This window comes from Apibacter sp. B3919 (genome assembly GCF_026537405.1).
Classification (GTDB): domain Bacteria; phylum Bacteroidota; class Bacteroidia; order Flavobacteriales; family Weeksellaceae; genus Apibacter.
The window spans coordinates 147861-165730 of record NZ_JAFNMG010000004.1; the positions used below are offsets into that span (position 1 = coordinate 147861).

The 17870-nt window shown below is 32.1% G+C and carries 16 protein-coding genes; 10 read left to right on the plus strand and 6 right to left on the minus strand.

From position 1 onward, the window contains the following. Positions 1-8 precede the first annotated feature (8 nt). The 4 genes from galE (at position 9) to J3U20_RS07885 (ending at position 4670) form a co-directional block, all read left to right on the plus strand. Positions 9-1031, plus strand: a complete 1023-nt coding sequence (galE, locus tag J3U20_RS07870; RefSeq protein ID WP_160542673.1) for a UDP-glucose 4-epimerase GalE — start codon at positions 9-11, stop codon at positions 1029-1031. A 13-nt stretch (positions 1032-1044) separates the two neighbouring features. Further along, entirely contained in the window at positions 1045-2316 is a 1272-nt protein-coding gene (glyA, locus tag J3U20_RS07875) for a serine hydroxymethyltransferase (RefSeq protein WP_160542672.1), read from the plus strand. Between the two features lie 193 nt (positions 2317-2509). After that, positions 2510-4279: an AMP-dependent synthetase/ligase gene (locus J3U20_RS07880; RefSeq protein WP_160542671.1), complete on the plus strand. Its 1770-nt coding sequence runs from the start codon at positions 2510-2512 to the stop codon at positions 4277-4279. 70 nt (positions 4280-4349) lie between these two features. Beyond that, positions 4350-4670 (plus strand): DUF493 domain-containing protein, encoded by a 321-nt coding sequence (locus J3U20_RS07885; RefSeq protein WP_160542670.1) that lies wholly within the window; start codon positions 4350-4352, stop codon positions 4668-4670. Between the two features lie 131 nt (positions 4671-4801). Here J3U20_RS07885 and J3U20_RS07890 read toward each other — a convergent pair whose 3' ends face one another. The 3 genes from J3U20_RS07890 to J3U20_RS07900 all read right to left on the minus strand — a co-directional run bounded on the left by J3U20_RS07890 (position 4802) and on the right by J3U20_RS07900 (position 8343). Further along, entirely contained in the window at positions 4802-5473 is a 672-nt protein-coding gene (locus J3U20_RS07890; protein WP_105297271.1) for an ABC transporter ATP-binding protein, read from the minus strand. 28 nt (positions 5474-5501) lie between these two features. Next, positions 5502-7163, minus strand: a complete 1662-nt coding sequence (locus tag J3U20_RS07895) for an ArnT family glycosyltransferase (RefSeq protein WP_160542669.1) — start codon at positions 7161-7163, stop codon at positions 5502-5504. A 130-nt stretch (positions 7164-7293) separates the two neighbouring features. Further along, entirely contained in the window at positions 7294-8343 is a 1050-nt protein-coding gene (locus tag J3U20_RS07900; RefSeq protein ID WP_160542668.1) for a branched-chain amino acid aminotransferase, read from the minus strand. Between the two features lie 100 nt (positions 8344-8443). On the opposite strand from J3U20_RS07900, the gene mnmD reads away from it, so the two are divergent. From mnmD to J3U20_RS07915, 3 genes are all read left to right on the plus strand, one after another. Further along, positions 8444-9115: a tRNA (5-methylaminomethyl-2-thiouridine)(34)-methyltransferase MnmD gene (mnmD, locus tag J3U20_RS07905; RefSeq protein ID WP_160542667.1), complete on the plus strand. Its 672-nt coding sequence runs from the start codon at positions 8444-8446 to the stop codon at positions 9113-9115. Further along, positions 9103-9528 (plus strand): NUDIX domain-containing protein, encoded by a 426-nt coding sequence (locus J3U20_RS07910; protein ID WP_160542666.1) that lies wholly within the window; start codon positions 9103-9105, stop codon positions 9526-9528. The genes mnmD and J3U20_RS07910 overlap by 13 nt, the downstream gene beginning before the upstream one ends. A 179-nt stretch (positions 9529-9707) precedes the next feature. Then, positions 9708-9911, plus strand: coding sequence for a hypothetical protein (locus tag J3U20_RS07915; RefSeq protein ID WP_146105565.1), 204 nt, complete (start codon positions 9708-9710; stop codon positions 9909-9911). Between the two features lie 204 nt (positions 9912-10115). Here J3U20_RS07915 and J3U20_RS07920 read toward each other — a convergent pair whose 3' ends face one another. The 3 genes from J3U20_RS07920 to J3U20_RS07930 form a co-directional block, all read right to left on the minus strand. After that, a complete protein-coding gene (locus tag J3U20_RS07920; protein WP_160542665.1) occupies positions 10116-10448 on the minus strand; it encodes a heavy-metal-associated domain-containing protein in 333 nt (110 codons plus the stop codon). Positions 10449-10513: 65 nt separating this feature from the next. Next, positions 10514-12178, minus strand: coding sequence for a DEAD/DEAH box helicase (locus tag J3U20_RS07925; RefSeq protein WP_105297264.1), 1665 nt, complete (start codon positions 12176-12178; stop codon positions 10514-10516). Between the two features lie 90 nt (positions 12179-12268). Continuing rightward, on the minus strand, positions 12269-12919 hold the full coding sequence (locus tag J3U20_RS07930) for a Crp/Fnr family transcriptional regulator (protein WP_160542664.1): 651 nt from the start codon (positions 12917-12919) through the stop codon (positions 12269-12271). Positions 12920-13132: 213 nt separating this feature from the next. Here J3U20_RS07930 and J3U20_RS07935 point away from each other — a divergent pair, with 213 nt between their 5' ends. The 3 genes from J3U20_RS07935 to aspT all read left to right on the plus strand — a co-directional run bounded on the left by J3U20_RS07935 (position 13133) and on the right by aspT (position 17856). Continuing rightward, entirely contained in the window at positions 13133-14440 is a 1308-nt protein-coding gene (locus tag J3U20_RS07935) for an anaerobic C4-dicarboxylate transporter family protein (RefSeq protein WP_160542829.1), read from the plus strand. Between the two features lie 42 nt (positions 14441-14482). Then, positions 14483-15883: an aspartate ammonia-lyase gene (gene aspA / locus J3U20_RS07940; RefSeq protein ID WP_160542663.1), complete on the plus strand. Its 1401-nt coding sequence runs from the start codon at positions 14483-14485 to the stop codon at positions 15881-15883. A 269-nt stretch (positions 15884-16152) separates the two neighbouring features. Next, positions 16153-17856 (plus strand): aspartate-alanine antiporter, encoded by a 1704-nt coding sequence (gene aspT / locus J3U20_RS07945; protein ID WP_160542662.1) that lies wholly within the window; start codon positions 16153-16155, stop codon positions 17854-17856. Positions 17857-17870 lie beyond the last annotated feature (14 nt).

Genomic DNA, 17870 nt, shown 5'->3' on the forward strand with positions numbered 1-17870 from the left:
CATGACTTATGAATAAAACTAAAATCATAATTACTGGGGGCTTAGGATTCATAGGTTCTCATACGGTAGTTGAATTGATTCAATCAGGATTTGAACCGATAATTATAGATGATTTGAGTAATTCAGAATTATTTATATTAGAAAGAATAGAAAAAATTACGGGATGTAAACCCAAATTCTATTCATACGATATAGGTGATTATAATAAATTACATCAAGTATTTACGGATAATAACGATATTTCTGCCTGTATACATTTTGCAGCTAAAAAATCAGTAGGAGAATCTATGGAAATTCCTCTTACCTATTACCGGTCAAATTTAATATCTCTTATGAACCTATTGGAAGTTATGAAGGAATTTAAGGTAAGAAAATTGGTCTTTTCATCCTCTGCAACCGTATATGGACAGCCCGAAAAATTACCTGTTACAGAAACCTTTCCAATTCAAAAAGCCCTATCTTCTTACGGAAGTACCAAGCAAATGGCGGAAGATATAATAGAAAAAGTTTCAGCAACGGGTAGCTTACAAGCACTTTCTTTACGATATTTTAACCCGGTAGGAGCCCATTCATCTTCCTTAATTGGAGAATTGCCGAAAGGAATTCCCAGTAATTTAATGCCATTTATTACACAAACAGCATTTGGAATTAGAAAAGAATTGACAGTATTTGGTAACGACTATAACACCGCCGATGGAACATGCATAAGAGACTATATTCATGTGGTTGATCTAGCGAAAGCTCATGTAAATGCTTGTGAGTATTTACTGGCAGATAAAGGAGATTTGTCGCATGATGTATTTAATATAGGAACAGGGCTTGGTAATTCTGTTTTAGAAATAATAAATACCTTTGAAGCGGTTAATAAGGTTAAAGTACCTTATGTTATAGGAGGCAGAAGAAATGGAGACGTAGAAAGCATCTATGCCGGTTGCGATAAAGCCAATCAAATATTAAATTGGAAAGCCAAGTATTCTTTAGAAGATATGGTTAAAGATGCATGGAATTGGGAAAAATCATATAGAAAATAAAGTAAACTATGTTATGGAAAGTAAAACAATATTCGAACTGATCGAAAAAGAAAAACAAAGACAAACCAAAGGGCTTGAATTGATAGCCTCAGAAAATTTTGTCAGCGATGAAGTAATGAAAGCCGCCGGATCTGTATTAACAAACAAATACGCAGAAGGATATCCGGGAAGGAGATATTATGGAGGATGTGAAGTAATAGACCAAATAGAAGAAATCGCCATAGAAAGTGCTAAAAAGTTATTTGGTGCTTCTTATGTAAACGTTCAGCCGCATTCCGGAGCACAGGCAAATGCAGCCGTATTTCTAGCCTGTTTAAAACCCGGTGACAAAGTAATGGGGTTAGACTTAGCCCATGGCGGACATCTAACTCACGGTTCTCCCGTTAATTTTTCAGGAATAAATTACAACCCGGTTTTTTATAAAGTAAATAAAGAAGATGGGCGCATCAACTATGAAGATATGATTGAAACAGCCAGGAGAGAAAAGCCTAAAATGATCATAGTGGGAGCATCAGCCTATTCCAGAGATTTTGATTATCGAAAATTTAGAGAAATAGCAGATGAAATAGGAGCAATATTGATGGCTGATATTTCACATCCTGCAGGATTAATAGCTAAAGGAATTTTAAGTGATCCTCTACCTTATTGTGATATAGTTACCACTACAACTCATAAAACATTACGAGGTACACGAGGAGGAATGATTATGTTAGGTAAAGATTTTGAAAATCCCTTCGCACATAAAACGCCTAAAGGAGAGATAAAGATGATGTCACAAGTGCTAGATGGAGCTGTTTTTCCGGGAACTCAGGGCGGCCCTTTAGAGCATATAATAGCAGCTAAAGCGATAACTTTCATTGAAGCATTAAGTGATGGATACCTTGCTTATACCCATCAAGTCGTTAAAAATGCCGAAGCTTTATCTCAAGCATTGATAGAAAGAGATTTCACTATAATTTCAGGAGGAACTGATAATCATCTCATGCTAATTGATTTACACAATAAAAATATTACAGGTAAAGCTGCCGAAAAAGTATTAGAAAAAGCAGACATAACATGTAATAAAAATATGATTCCTTACGATGACCGGAGTCCATTTGTAACTTCAGGTATTCGATTGGGAACTGCAGCGGTAACCACCAGAGGGCTCAAAGAAGACGATATGATAAAAATAGCGGATTTTATAAATGAAGTTATCGCAGATTCGGAAAACGAAAAGGTGATAGATAAAGTAAAAAAAGAAGTCAATGCTTTAATGGATTCTAGGCCTTTATTCCAATGGTAAATAAAAATATTGAATTTTAAAAAAAGTTAAATTATGAAAACTGATTATTTCTAATTAATAAGTTTTAGTCAGTTTTCATTTACATAAGATAGAAAACTTGATTTTTTATTTCTAATTAACAAATCAAGAAAAAAGATGATTTTTGCTAATATATTATTTTTTTGTATTTTTCGCGCTTTAAAATGAATACATAATGAAAGTCGCTAGGCTATTTGACATTTTATATTATCAATTAGAAAATAGGCCGATTGAAGTTTCCTTATCATCAAAAAAAAATGGAGTTTGGGAAGGAATATCAACAAAATCGCTTATAGATCAGGTTAACCAAGTTAGTAGAGGTCTTTTAAAATATGGAATTAAACCTGAAGACAGAATAGCTTTAATTACGTCAGTAAACAGAACAGAATGGATGATTATGGATTTTGCCATACAACAAATAGGAGCGGTAAGTGTTCCTATATATCCAACCATGAGCGATGACGATTTAACATTTATACTCAATAACAGTGAAGCTAAATTTTGTCTAATTTCTGACAAAAAGTTATATGATAAAGTACAAAATATAAAGGAAAATTGCCCTTCGCTTTCAAATATTTTTACCTTCGATGAGATAGAAGGAGTTCCTCATTGGTCGGAAATTAAAGAAAAGGGTGAAGAGGAATCCAATCAACAAGATGTTGAAACTTTAAAAAATACTATAAAACCCGATACATGGATGACGTTGATTTATACTTCCGGAACTACAGGAAGACCCAAAGGCGTTATGCTCTCACATGGAAATGTACTATCCAATGTAATGGGATGCCATACCAGATTTTTAATGAAAAATGATGAGAAATTCAGAATTTTAAGTATTCTTCCCATCAGTCATATATTAGAAAGAATGGTAGTCTATGTCTTTATGTATAAATGTTATGGGATATATTTTGCAGAAGGTATAGATAAATTAGCTTCAAACTTTAAAGAAGTTAAACCCGATGTAATTCTAGTGGTGCCGAGAGTAATTGAAAAATTGTATGCATCCATATATAACAAAGGAACTTCTTCCGGTTGGATTAAAAAACAAATCTTCTTATGGGCACTCAATGTGGCTAAAAAATATCAACCCTTCAAACCGGCAAGCCTTTCTCATAAAATAGCAGATGCTTTAGTATTTAAAAAGTGGAGAGAAGCTGTAGGTAATAATCTTCAGTTAATGATATGTGGAAGTGCCGCGCTATCTGAGAATCTTTGTCGAGTATTTTCTGCCGCGGGGTTACTCGTTACGGAAGGATATGGAATGACAGAAACGTCTCCGGTTATTTCAGTAAACGGTATAAATGATGAAGTCTACCGATTAGGAACGGTGGGGCCTTTATTAGACGGATATGAGGTTAAAATTGCAGAGGACGGAGAAATACTAACCAAAGGGCCGAATGTTTTCTTAGGGTACTATAAAGATGAAGAAAAAACCAAAGAAATATTTACGGAAGACGGTTGGCTTAAGACAGGAGATATAGGTTATATGAAAGATGGATTCTTGAAAATAACCGATCGAAAAAAAGAAATATTTAAAACCTCCGGAGGAAAATATATTATTCCACAAGTAACAGAAAATAACCTTAAGCAATCACGGTTTATAGGAGAAGCCATGGTAGTTGGTGACGGAGAAAAAATGCCTTGTGCGCTTATACAGCCTGATTTTGATTTTATTTCTAAATATATTAGTTATAAACATTTACCATTAAATTCTACTGCTTCGCCAGAAGAAATTGTCAATAATAAGATAATTAAAGATAGAATCATGCAAGATGTTGAAAAGGTAAATAAAAATTTAGGGAAATGGGAGCAAATTAAAAAAATAGAGCTTACCCCCAATGTATGGTCGGTAGATGGAGGAGAATTAACCCCTACCTTAAAATTAAAAAGAAAATTTATTAAAGAAAAATACATCAATTTATATAATAAATTGTATGATAAATAACTAAAATAATTTTCAACATGCTATTTTGTCATAAATTTTATTTGGCTTTAGATTTGATTTAAGGGTAACCATGAATAGGAATGACAATATTAAAATATTTGCCAATAAAGGCGAAAATCCTGAAGATTTTTATTCAAGATTTAAAGAACAGTTAGACAAAGAACATACATTTCCGGGGAATTATATGTTTAAGTTTATAATTCCAACGGAAAGCAAGAAAGTGGCTCAATTGCATAAAATTTTTGATCATGGCGGAGCTTCATTTTCAATGAAAGAAAGTAAAAACGGTAAATATACAAGCATAACCATTACTATGTATGTAACGGATTCAATTTCAGTTATTGAATATTATAAAGAAGCAAGTTCCATTGAAGGAATAGTAATGTTATAAGTAAAATTTTAAAAATAAAAAAGCATCAGAAAACTATTTTTTGATGCTTTTTTTATTGGAATATAGTTTAAATAAGTTTATATAGTAATAAAAAAACTATAATCAGCTAGAAAAGCGTACTATTTTTATTATCAATTATTAGCTATTATCCCGTCTTTCATAAGTAAACTTCTATCTGCCATAGAAGCTAAATGAGAGTTATGCGTCACAATTATAAAAGTCTGATTAAATTCTTTTCTTAATTGATAAAATAATTGATGTAAATCTTCAGCATTCGCGGAATCAAGATTTCCTGATGGCTCATCCGCTAAAATAATTTTAGGATTATTCATTAATGCCCTGGCAACGGAAACCCTTTGCTGTTCACCGCCGGAAAGTTCTCCGGGTTTATGCTCCAAACGGTGAGATAATTTCAGGTAACTTAATAATTCCTTTGCTTTATTAACTAATTTAGATTTAGATTTTCCGGCAATCATTCCGGGTAACATGACGTTTTCCAGTGCAGTAAATTCTGGTAATAATTGATGAAATTGAAAAATAAATCCAATATTCTGGTTTCTAAATAAAGAAAGTTCCTTATCTCTCAATTGAGTAATGGGTAAATTATCAATTTCAATAATGCTGTGATATCTTTCCGGATTTGACGGTTTGTCTAAAGTGCCAATGATTTGCAAAAGAGTTGATTTACCGGCACCGGATTCTCCCACGATGGTAACTATTTCACCTTTTTTTATATGGAGAGAAACACCTTTTAAAACTTCAAGGGAACCAAAAGATTTATGTATATTTTGAATAAGTACCATATAATATTTTATCAAAAATACTAAAAAATTAAGGAATATGAAGGCTCATTTCATTAGAGATAATTTTTCCAAATAAATTATAGGGTTTTAAAATCAGATAGACTTTATAAGTACCGGGAGGAATTTGAGAAACATCAATAAATAAAGTTTGGTCTGTAGAGCTTTTAGGCGGAAGAATTAATTTTTTATTAATTGAAATTATATTTTGAGGTTCAAAAGTTTTAGTATTGAAAAATAAAAATGCTAGTTCTTGAGGAGTACCATCACCTAAATTAATCTCTTTATTATAAGGATTTGTCCACTTAACATCGAGTGTTTGTGATTCTTCTTCGGATGAAATACTAGTGGGCTGTACTTCACATTTTATTTGGGAATAAGAATAAAATTTATCTACAGTTTTATAATACTCGTTTTTTCCATCCTCATCAACAAGGTAAACGGGAGATAATTCTTCCAATCCAAAAAATGTAATAGTTTTTCCTTGAATATTTTGTTCGGAATTCCAAATATCATATTGAGAATATCTATGAGTATAAACTTGTAAACAACAAGAAGGTTGTTGTGTATAAAAATTATATGCAGCCGCTTTTTGATAGCGTTCAAAAACAGCCAATCCCTCCGTTACTTCTTTAGCATTTAAAACAAATTCCTTCAATTTATACATGGGACTTTTGTGTATGACAGCGGGAAAGAATAATAATATTCTCACAAAAAACAATAGTAAAATATAAGCAAAAGAAAGTCCGGTGATCCAAACATTGTTTTTTTCTTTAAACGTTAAATAAGTTAAAGGAATGAGCGCAATATAAATAATTAAGTTCCATTGCGGTTGAATTACTCTGCTAAATGAAAATAAACTAAAAAAAAGGATTCCACCCAAGCTAATCCATTGTAAAGATCTTATCCACGGTTTATTTCCATCCAAACGTTTGAAAATACTTTTACCGTAAAAATAGAGAAGCAAAGGGTTACCTAATATAAGTATGCCAAGTATCCATTTGATGAATGGATAAGTCACAGCTTTTTGTTTGCTCCTTTCAAAAAGATGATATTTTATAGATGCCCAATCGTGATCATACTGCCAATATAAATGAGGAATATATAAAAGCAAAGAAAACAACAAACTGAAGTAAAACCATTTATTTTTTAATAAACAAGGAATAAAAGGAATAAAATTTAGAATAATCAATAATGCTCCCTGATATTTAGAATACATGGTAAGTGCCATGGATAAGCCCAAAAGTAAAGCATTTAGTAGATTATTTTTCTCAGTAAATGATTTCCATCTCCATAAAAATAAAGAACAGAATAAAAGCAAAGGAGTGTCGGGAGTAGATATAAATCCTAACGTTTGATAAAATCCGACAGATCCAAAAAGTCCTATAAATAAATAATTTTCTTTTAATGTTTTAGGTTTAAGAATCAACAACCAAATACAATAAACAACTATCCAAGATATAATCGATACAAATCGAACCCCCAAAGTTCCTTTGAAAAATAAATATCCCACCTTGATAAATAAAGCAATCATAGGAGGATGATCGTAATAACCAAAATCCAAATGATTCGACCAAACCCAATAATAAGCTTCATCATCAATTAAAGGAAGTGTTACCGATTGAAAAATATTAAATATGAATAAAATACCTATGAATATAAATTGGATGTTTTTTATGGAATTAACTTTCATTATTTACTAAATATTGATTTAATGTTAAAATGATTCATAGGTTTATACATAGGTAATAAAAAACTTCTGAATCACAGACTGTTCCAGAAGTTAGCAAAAAAATATTTTTGGGTTATAAATAATTATAATTTTATATTTTATATCTCCATCCAAAAGGATCATCAATTTCATTAGTTTGTATACCCACTAACTGTTTTTTAAGAAAAACGGCATAACTCTCTTCATCCGATAATTGAGGCAACTCCATGATAGAATCTTGATAGCCCAAATGAGAATACCTTGAAATTACCACGGCAGTACCACAACCGAATATTTCTTTTAAATTACCTTCTTGATATGCATTTACAATGTCGTCAACAGATATCCGTTCTTCCTTAATATCCAGATTGTGATATTTGGCTAAATGTACTAAGCTGTCTCTGGTAATACCGCTTAAAATCGTTGTGGAAGTAGGGGGAGTGTAAATGGTGTTTCCGATTCTTACCATAACATTCATAGTTCCGGATTCCTCAAAATACCTGTGATTTTTACTATCGGTCCAAATTACCTGATCAAAACCATTTTGATTAGCTAGAAATGTAGGATAAAAAGAAGCCCCGTAATTACCGGCGCATTTAGTAAATCCAACCCCTCCGTCTACTGCACGAGTATAATAATCTTCAATTTTAATTTTTAAAGGCTTATCATAATAAAGTCCGGCAGGAGAAGTCATAATAGCAAAAGTATATTTTTTAGATATCCTTGCTGAAAACATTTCCTCAGAAGCAAACATAACCGGACGAATATATAGTGAAATACCCGGTTTAGTAGGAATCCAACCCCGATCCAAATCAATTAAAGCGTAAAGTCCATCAAGAAAGATTTCTTTAGGTATTTGCGGCATAGCTAAACGTTCCGCAGATTTATTAAACCTTTCAAAGTTTTTTTCAGGTCGGAATAAAAAAACCTCATTATTTTTATCCTTATATGCTTTCATTCCTTCAAAGATGGCTTGGCCATAATGAAGAGCCATTAAAGCAGGAGAATAGTTCATCGAACCATAAGGCATAATAACCGGTTCTCCCCATTTACCGTTTTCATATTCACATATGAGCATATGATCAGATATGTTGGCTCCAAAAGGGGAGTCATTGGGATCGATTGTATCTAATCTGGAGTTTGCTATTTTATTTATTTTCATTACTTAACTTGCTAAAATTGTTTATTGAACATTTCAAAATTAATAAATAAATCATTTGATAGATTAAAAAGAGTTGTAATTTTGAAAGGATTTACTTTTTATGTTAGAAAGAACCATTATTACCACATCCGAAGGTACTAAAACCTTACATATTCCTGAATGGAATGAGACTTATCATTCCCGTCATGGTATCATGCAAGAAGCAGAACATGTATTTATATCTCATGGATTAGATCAATTAAAAATTTCTGAGATTTCCATTTTGGAAATGGGTTTTGGAACGGGTTTAAATGCTTTTTTAACATTATATAAAGCAATAGAAAAGGATTTGACTGTTCGATATTATACGTTGGAAAAATATCCTCTAACACATGAAGAAATTAAAGAGTTACAATACGGGACTTTACTAAATAAAGAAAAAGCAGAGGAATATTATCAATCATTACATCAAGCAGAGTGGGGGAAGGAAACTCAAATTAATAAAAATTTTACTATCATTAAATTTAAGGCAGATTTTCTTGAATTAAGAAATTTACCTATTTCCGATATAAATGTAGTTTATTATGATGCTTTTGGTGCAAGAGTTCAACCCGAGCTGTGGGAAGAAGATATTTTTAAGCAAATCTTCGATCGGATGGCACCACAAGGATTGCTAACTACCTATTCCAGTAAAGGAAGTGCAAGAAGAGCCATGCAAAGGGTAGGATTTGACGTAGAAAAATTAACAGGACCTAAAGGAAAACGAGAAATGGTTAATGCATGGAAAAGATAACAAAATTAAATGTAAGAGTATATGGACTTTTAATAAAAGATAATTGTTTGATGTTTCTACACGAAATGTATGCGGGAAAATCATTACTTAAATTGCCCGGTGGAGGATTGGAATTAGGAGAAGGAACTCGGGATACATTGATTAGAGAATTTAAAGAAGAATTAAATTTAGAAGTTACAGTAAAAGAGCATTTCTATACTCAAGATTTTTTCCTGGAATCTAAATTAACTCCCGATAGTCAATTACTTACCGTGTACTATAAAGTGGAATGTAATGATCTTTCCAATCTTCAAATAATAGAAAAGTCCATAAATCAAATAGAATGGATGCCTTTAGATCAAATTACCTTAGATAGCATCCCATTACCGGTCGATAAAATTGTAGTAAAAAAATTACTTCATAAAAATACCTGAGTATTTAGAATGATTATACCGATTATATTAATTTATTCTAAATATAAATTGCTTTAAATCAGTTATTTAGAATAAATCTTTGAATCTTAATTTATAATTTTGTATCAAAGTTTTTAAATAAAATAATAATTGATATGGAATTAAAGTTAGCTAAATGCTGTGGTAATTGTGAGCATTTTTTGAATGGGCAGTTATGTACTATTAAAGAAATTGCTGTAAGCCAAAATCAAGTTTGTAATTCATACGAATTTAAAGTGATTCCTCATAGAGAAGATGATTGTTTGAAATGTTCTAAATTTCAGAAATCAAATTGCGCCCATCCTAAGGTAGCAAGTGAAGGTATTATGTGTACGGTATGGTATCCAAGAGCAACCGCCTCATAAATTTTTGAACTAATAAATTAATTTTTTAATATAAGGAATTGGCTTTTTGAAGTCAGTTCCTTTTTTTGCAGAGTAAATTTAGAATTAAAACAAAAAAGAGAGCTCAATAAAATTGAGTTCTCTAAATTGATAAATTAATGTATTAAATTATGAGAATAAAAAAAATTCTCTAAAAGAACGCTTAAAACTATTTTTACTATCTTTTTAATATTGACAACATATCGGTAATTTTTTATAATCGGAATCTTTAGCCTTATATTTTTCATTGCTGTACCCCGATTTTGCTATTTTCTTCAAAATAGCATTCAAAGATGTTTGCGTATCATCATAAGTTATAGTTGCAATTTTAGTGCCCGGATCCCATAGTACAGCAGAAATATTTGCTTCATAACCGGCTTTTTCAATAGTTTCCTTGCACATATTGCAATTACCGTAAACTTTTATTTTTTCAACTTTTTGATTATTTATTTGTGCATTTATTTCAGTAAATGAAATGAATATCAATAGGATGACAAAAATTTTTTTTATAAGTTTCATCATTTATGGTATATTTTAGGTAGCTTAAAATAATTTAAACAATTTAGAAATTTCAACTAAACTCTCTACTGAGCTATTTCCAATGACATATTTTTACCATTAAAACTTAACTGATTAATTTTCTTTAATAATTGATCAGTATAATTGGCGTCAACTTCGAAAAAGGTAAATTTATCTCTAATATCAATTTCGCCAATATCCGCTCTCGCACCTTTCGTGTTTTTATTAATTAAGTCAATAACCGTTACTTTGTTAAGATTATCTCTTTTGCCTAAATTAAAGAAAAAACGAGTGAAATTCCCTTTTTTACTTTTTCTGTTTCTTTTATTTCCGTCTTTTGAGTCTTTTCTATCCTTTCTGTTTCGGCTTGTGGAAGATTTTTTACCTCTTTCGGCTGCTCTTTCGTTCTTATCAATAGGAGCAATATCTTTCTCGTTTTTATAGAATTCCCAAGTTGATTTTAATTCAAGGAACATTACCCTTTTATAAAGTTCTTCTTTAGAAATGTTGGATAGATCAGGAATAGTGGAAAGTTCAAATTCTTCGGAATCAAAATCGGAATTAAGCAGCTTATCCGATAAATAAAGTTCTTTCGCTTTTAAAATATCCTCTTTAGTAGGAATTTTCATTTCTTCTACCTTAATAGAAGTTTCCTTTTTAATGCGATTAAATTTAACCATTTCGCTGGGACGGATAATAGCTATAGATTCTCCGTCTTTACCTGCTCTACCGGTTCTACCGCTTCTATGAATGAAAACTTCCGGATCATCAGGTAATGAGTAATGAATCACATGAGTAAGGTCATTTACATCCAATCCTCTGGCTGCCACATCCGTAGCAACAAGGATTCGTAAATTTTTCAATCGGAATTTTTTCATTACCATATCTCGTTGAGATTGTGATAAATCTCCATGCAAAGCATCAGCTGCATATCCTTGGTGCATTAAGAAATCTGCAACATGTTGAGTTTCCACTCTCGTTCTGCAGAAAATAATTGAATATATATTGGGATTGGCATCCAATACTCTTCGTAACCCGTTATTTTTTTGACGGTCACGCACCATTACGAATTTATGAGTAATATTTTTCTTTACTTCATTAATTCCTCCCGCTGATATTTTTTGTGCACCCTTCATATAATTTTTAGCAATAGCCTCTACTTGTTTAGACATTGTTGCTGAAAATAATAAAGTTTGTCTTTCTTTAGGCGTTTCTTTAAGAATTGTTTCCAATTCGGCTTTAAAGCCCATAGATAACATCTCATCTGCCTCGTCTAAAATCAACCATTGAATTTGGTTAATTTTTAGAACCCCTCTTTTAAGCATATCATTAACCCTTCCCGGTGTACCTATTACAATTTGAGGATTATTTTTCAAACCTCTGATTTGCTCAGAAATATTAGATCCGCCATATACTGCCAATGAGCGTATTTTGGATAAATATTTTGAATAACTGGCAATATCTTTAGAAATTTGTAAACACAGTTCACGAGTTGGACAAAGAATTAAGGCTTGAACATGTTTTTGATAGGGATCTATCATTTCCAATATAGGTAATGAAAATGCAGCAGTTTTACCGGTACCGGTTTGCGCTAAAGCTATTAAGTCTTCTTCCTTGGATAATAAATAGGGAATGGTTTGCTTTTGGATTTCAGTGGGTTGAGTGTAACCCAACTCTGTTATGGCCTTTAACAAATCTTCTGATAGGCCATACTCTTTGAATAAATTCATCAATAATTTTTAAAAATCAATACAAAGATATGATTTGTTTGTTAATTAACAATTCAAGAATTGATTTATGTTTTTTAATAATTACTGAATTTATCCGTATTTTATTATTTCTTCCAGTTTTTCGATATCTTTTATAATAATGTCTTTGCCCTTCGTTTTGATCAGTTTTTCTTGTTCAAATTTTGTAAGGGTATGAATAATGCTTTCTCTGGAATATCCTATAATTTCAGCAATTTCAGTTCGAGTTAAACTGATGTCCTTAAAATTTTTATTACAAAATTTTAAAATAAACATAGCCATAGCTCCTTCTACATTTTTAAAACTAAGATTAATCAACCATTCCATGGTTTCCCGTAGTTTAAATTCTAATTTATTGCTTATTTTAAGATAAAATGATTTATTTAATTCACAGATTTTTTGAAACAAGTTTTTAGGAAAAACCATTAATTTAGAAGCGGTAAGCGAGTGAGTACTGTAAGGATAATGTTCCAATAATATATAATCCTTACCTATAATTTCTCCCTTTCGAGCTATATAAACAATTTTTCTTTTATTGCCGGATTGGTACGTCATTTTACAATACCCTTCCAATACAAAATATATATTAACCGCAAAACTACCTTGTTTAAAAAGGGCTTCTCTGGAATCAAAGTCAACAATACTACAATTTTGAGAGAGAAACATTTTCTCCTCCTCAGTTAATATAGCATAAAAAGGGATGGTAGTAATCAGCTTCTCCATGTTCAAAAAAGTAAGATTTTTCACTTACAAAGGTAGTTATATTGTTTTTAAAATACAAATAACATCACTTACAAAAAATAATGAAAATCTTAATTATCTGTTTACATTTGCAAATATTAAATAATTAAAACTAAGATTTGTTATAAATATTATACATATTATTAGGTTTAAATTAAATTAAATAAAATTAATTTTTAGATGAGTAACACTTTAATGATTTTGCTGGAATTTATGGTTGTAATGGCAGCCATATTTATCGGGGCGAGAAAAGGAGGTTTAGGATTAGGTATTTTCGGAGGTCTGGGATTGGCTGTTTTAGTTTTTGTTTTTAAGCTGAAGCCGCAAAATCCGCCCATAGATGTCATGTTAATGATTGTTGCCGTAATTACGGCAGCAAGTACATTACAAGCATCCGGGGGTATAGACTATATGGTTAATATCGCTGAAAAGCTTTTAAGAGCTTATCCTCCTGCCATTACTATAGTAGCCCCTATTGTTTCTTATATTTTTACGATGATTGCAGGTACCGGACACATAGCTTATGCACTGTTGCCTATAATATCAGAAGTAGCCACCGATGCAAAGGTGAGGCCTGAAAGACCGTTAAGCATTTCGGTTATCGCGTCACAACAAGCCATAACCGCAAGTCCCATTTCTGCAGCTACGGCAGCTTTACTTAGTGTAATTATGGTAAAAAACCCTGAATTAAGACTTACGGATATTTTAATGATATCAGTACCTTCCACTTTAATTGGAGTTATAGTTGCTGCAATTGTACAAATGTTTATAGGAGTTGATTTAGAAAAAGATCCTGAATATCAAAAAAGAATAAACGAAGGCTTATTAGAAATAAAAGAAAAAAGCAGCAAAAACAAAGTAAGTTTTGGAGCAAAATTATCTGTGATCATCTTTTTGGTTAGTGTTGTAGGGATAGTGGTATTTGGTTCCATTGACGGAATGAAGCCCACTTTTAATGGAGTACCAATGGCTATGCCTCATATCATAGAAATACTTATGTTGGCAGCAGCAGGATGTATCTTACTATTCACTAAAACCAATGTAGAAAAAATAGCAACCGGTTCCATTTTCTCTGCGGGAATGCAAGCAGTAATAGCTATTTTTGGTATAGCCTGGATGGGTGATACTTTTTTTGGTGGAAATTTAGATTTCTTCAAAGGATTGTTAACCACTATGGTTACAGAATATCCGTGGACCTTTGCAATAGCCTTATTTATTATGTCCATCATGCTGTTTAGTCAAGCAGCAACCGTACGAGCACTTATGCCGTTAGGGGTTTCCCTGGGCATACCTATCCCTAGTTTGATAGCTATGTTTCCGGCAGTAAATGGATATTTCTTTATTCCAAATTATCCAACCATAATAGCTGCAATAAACTTTGATCGTACCGGTACTACTCGTATAGGAAAATACGTAGTCAATCACTCTTTCCAATTACCGGGATTTATCGCAACCATTGTAGCTGTAAGTGTAGGTTTTGGTTTAGCATATTTACTATTTTAAAAATAAAAAAACAACCGTAAAAAAATTAATAAATAAAAAATTATGTACAGAGTCGAAAACGATTTGATAGGAGATTTAGAAGTTCCTGAAAATGCATATTATGGAATTCAAACTCAAAGGGCTGTAAACAATTTTCATATAACAGGTATAAAGTTATCTAATTATCCGGAATTAATTAAAGCGTTAGCTTATGTAAAATGGGCGGCAGCAGAAACTAATTGCGAATTAGGAGTGTTAGATGAAAATATCAAAAATGCAATTGTAAAAGCATGTCAGGAAATTATAACCGGTAAATACGACAAAGAATTTCCAAGTGATGTAATTCAAGGAGGAGCAGGAACTTCAACCAACATGAACATAAATGAAGTGGTAGCCAATATTGCATTAGAAATAATGGGACATAAAAAAGGAGAATACCAATACTGTTCTCCTCACGATCACGTAAACCTTTCCCAATCTACTAATGATGCCTATCCAACTTCTATAAAATTAGCAGCAATTAATTCTAACATGATCTTAATTGATCATTTAAAACAATTAATTGAATCTTTCCGCAACAAAGGAAAAGAATTTATGCATGTTTTAAAAATGGGAAGAACCCAATTGCAAGATGCAGTGCCTATGACTTTAGGGCAAGAATTTGAAGCTTTTGCAGAAACATTAAGCGAAGATGTGGAACGGTTGACCCAAAATTCTAATTTATTTTTAGAAATCAATATGGGTGCTACAGCCATTGGAACCGGATTAAACGCAATCCCCGGATATGCTGAATTATGTGCTAAAAAATTAGCGGAAATAACAAAATTACCGTTTATATCTGCGAAAAATTTAGTTGAAGCAACACCGGATACCGGATCATATGTTATTTACTCATCAGCTTTGAAAAGAGTAGCCATCAAGCTTTCAAAAATTTGTAACGATTTACGTCTATTATCATCCGGACCTCGTTGTGGACTGAACGAAATCAATCTACCTGCTATGCAACCAGGATCTTCCATTATGCCGGGAAAAGTTAATCCCGTTATTCCGGAAGCAATGAACCAAACATGCTTTAAAGTTATTGGAAATGATTTAACAGTAACTATGGCTGCAGAATCCGGTCAACTCCAATTAAATGTAATGGAACCTGTAATCGCATACAGCTTGTTAGAATCAGTTCATATCTTAATGAACGCAATGGACTGTTTACGTGTAAATTGTATCGATGGTATAACAGCTAATGAACAACATTGCAAAGATATGGTATTAAACAGTATAGGAATTGTTACAGCATTAAATCCCTATATAGGATACAAAAACAGTACTAAGATAGCTAAAGAAGCCTTAGAGAAAAATTTAAGTGTTTATGACTTAGTGCTCGAAAATAAGCTTTTATCAAAAGAAAAATTAGATGAAATTTTAAACCCGCAAAATATGCTGGGGCCTCATAAGTATAAAGACTAATATAACCTTGAAAAGCAATTGAGAAATCAATTGCTTTTTCTTTTTTAGTTATATATACTATCAAGAAATTTATTGAAATATTGAACCTAATATAAATACTTTTAAGGAAGAATTTTTTAGACATTAAATAAGAATAGTGAAAAAATATAAGTTCATTTTGTTGGCATATTAATTGTATTTTATATAGAGTTATTTTATGGGATAAAAAATATTATTTTCTTTTTTTATCTCTAATTAACCTAAAAAATATTTATTAAAAAACAAGATATATGGAATGGATTTTAAAAACTATTCAAGGTTCTCCTGAATTAGCTATTTTTCTCACCTTAGCATTAGGTTTTGCAATCGGACAAATAAAAATTAAAGGATTTAGTTTAGGCGCCGTTACGGGCGTTCTTTTAATGGGGGTATTAATCGGACAGCTGGGTATTTCCATTTCGCCTACCGTAAAATCAGCATTTTTTCTCATATTTTTATTTGCCGTTGGATATAGTGTGGGTCCTCAATTTGTGCACGGATTAAAAAAAGAAGGATTGCCGCAAATTGCATTTGCAGCCTTAGTATGTGTATCTTGTTTATTAGTGGGATGGGTTGCCGCAATTATTGCGGGTTTTGATGTAGGAAATGCAGCAGGATTATTAGCCGGAGCTAATACCATATCAGCAGTAATTGGTGTTGCATCCGATACAATAAATCAGTTAAGTATAGACTCTTCTCAAAAACAACAATTAATAAATCACATTCCCGTTGCGTATGCAGTAACTTATATATTTGGAACAGCAGGGACAGCATGGTTTTTATCATCCATTGGACCTAAACTTTTAGGAAAAGATGTTATAGGGCAAACCAAAAAATATGAAGAATCATTAGGAGGAGAAATACAAGATGATGATTCAAGTTTAGAATATGCTTACGATGGAGCAACTTTTAGAGTAATTGAAGCAGGAAGTTCATTTTTTAATCAAAAACGCACCGTTCAAGAGGTTGAAAATTTACTAGTAAACAAAGGATGGCCCGTTTATGTTGAACAAATTCGTTCAGCTTCCAACAATGAAATTATTTCAAATCCCACTCCCGATACTACTATCAATAGGGGAGATCGAATGGTTTTAAATGGCCCGTTAGATACCATCTTGTCCGATGAAAATCTGGTTGGTAAAGAAGTAGCAGATTTGGAATTATTGGATTTTAAGGTAGAAAGTTTGAAGGTAATGGTTGCCAATAAAGAAATAATTGGAAAATGTTTACATACCTTAAAATACAATAAAAACAGACACGGAGTAATCATATTAAAAATACATAGAGGAAAAACAACAATTCCTTTATTAAAAAATGTAACCATCCAACGAGGAGACATTGTGGAAATAGAAGGCAGGAAAACAGACGTAGATAAATTTGCTTCCTACTTAGGTTATCCGGAAAGACCCACTAATGTTACTGATATTCTATATATAGGATTGGGTATTTTTTTAGGAGGATTATTAGGGTCATTATCAATCCGTACCGGAAATATTCCCTTAAGTTTAAGTGCCAGTGGAGGAGTTTTAATTATGGGAATTATATTCGGATGGTTACGATCCTTGCGACCTACTTTTGGATACATTCCTTCGCCCTCAGTTTGGTTGATGAATAATTTGGGTTTAAATATGTTTATTGCCGTAGTGGGAATAAATGCAGGACCCGATTTTATTTCAGGATTGAAAACGGCTGGAGTAAGCTTATTTATCGCAGGAATATTTGTAAGCATCGTACCCATGTTCATTGGTATATTATTGGGAAGATATGCATTTAAATTCAATCCTGCCATTACCTTAGGGGCTTGTGCGGGAGCCCGAACTACAACTGCTGCATTGGGTGCCTTGGAAGATACGTTACAAAGTAAAGTTCCGGCCCTGTCTTATACCACTACTTATGCCGTTGGTAATACACTACTTATTATATGGGGTGTAGTAATTGTTTTGTTAATGAGCTAGCCATTGAACACGTA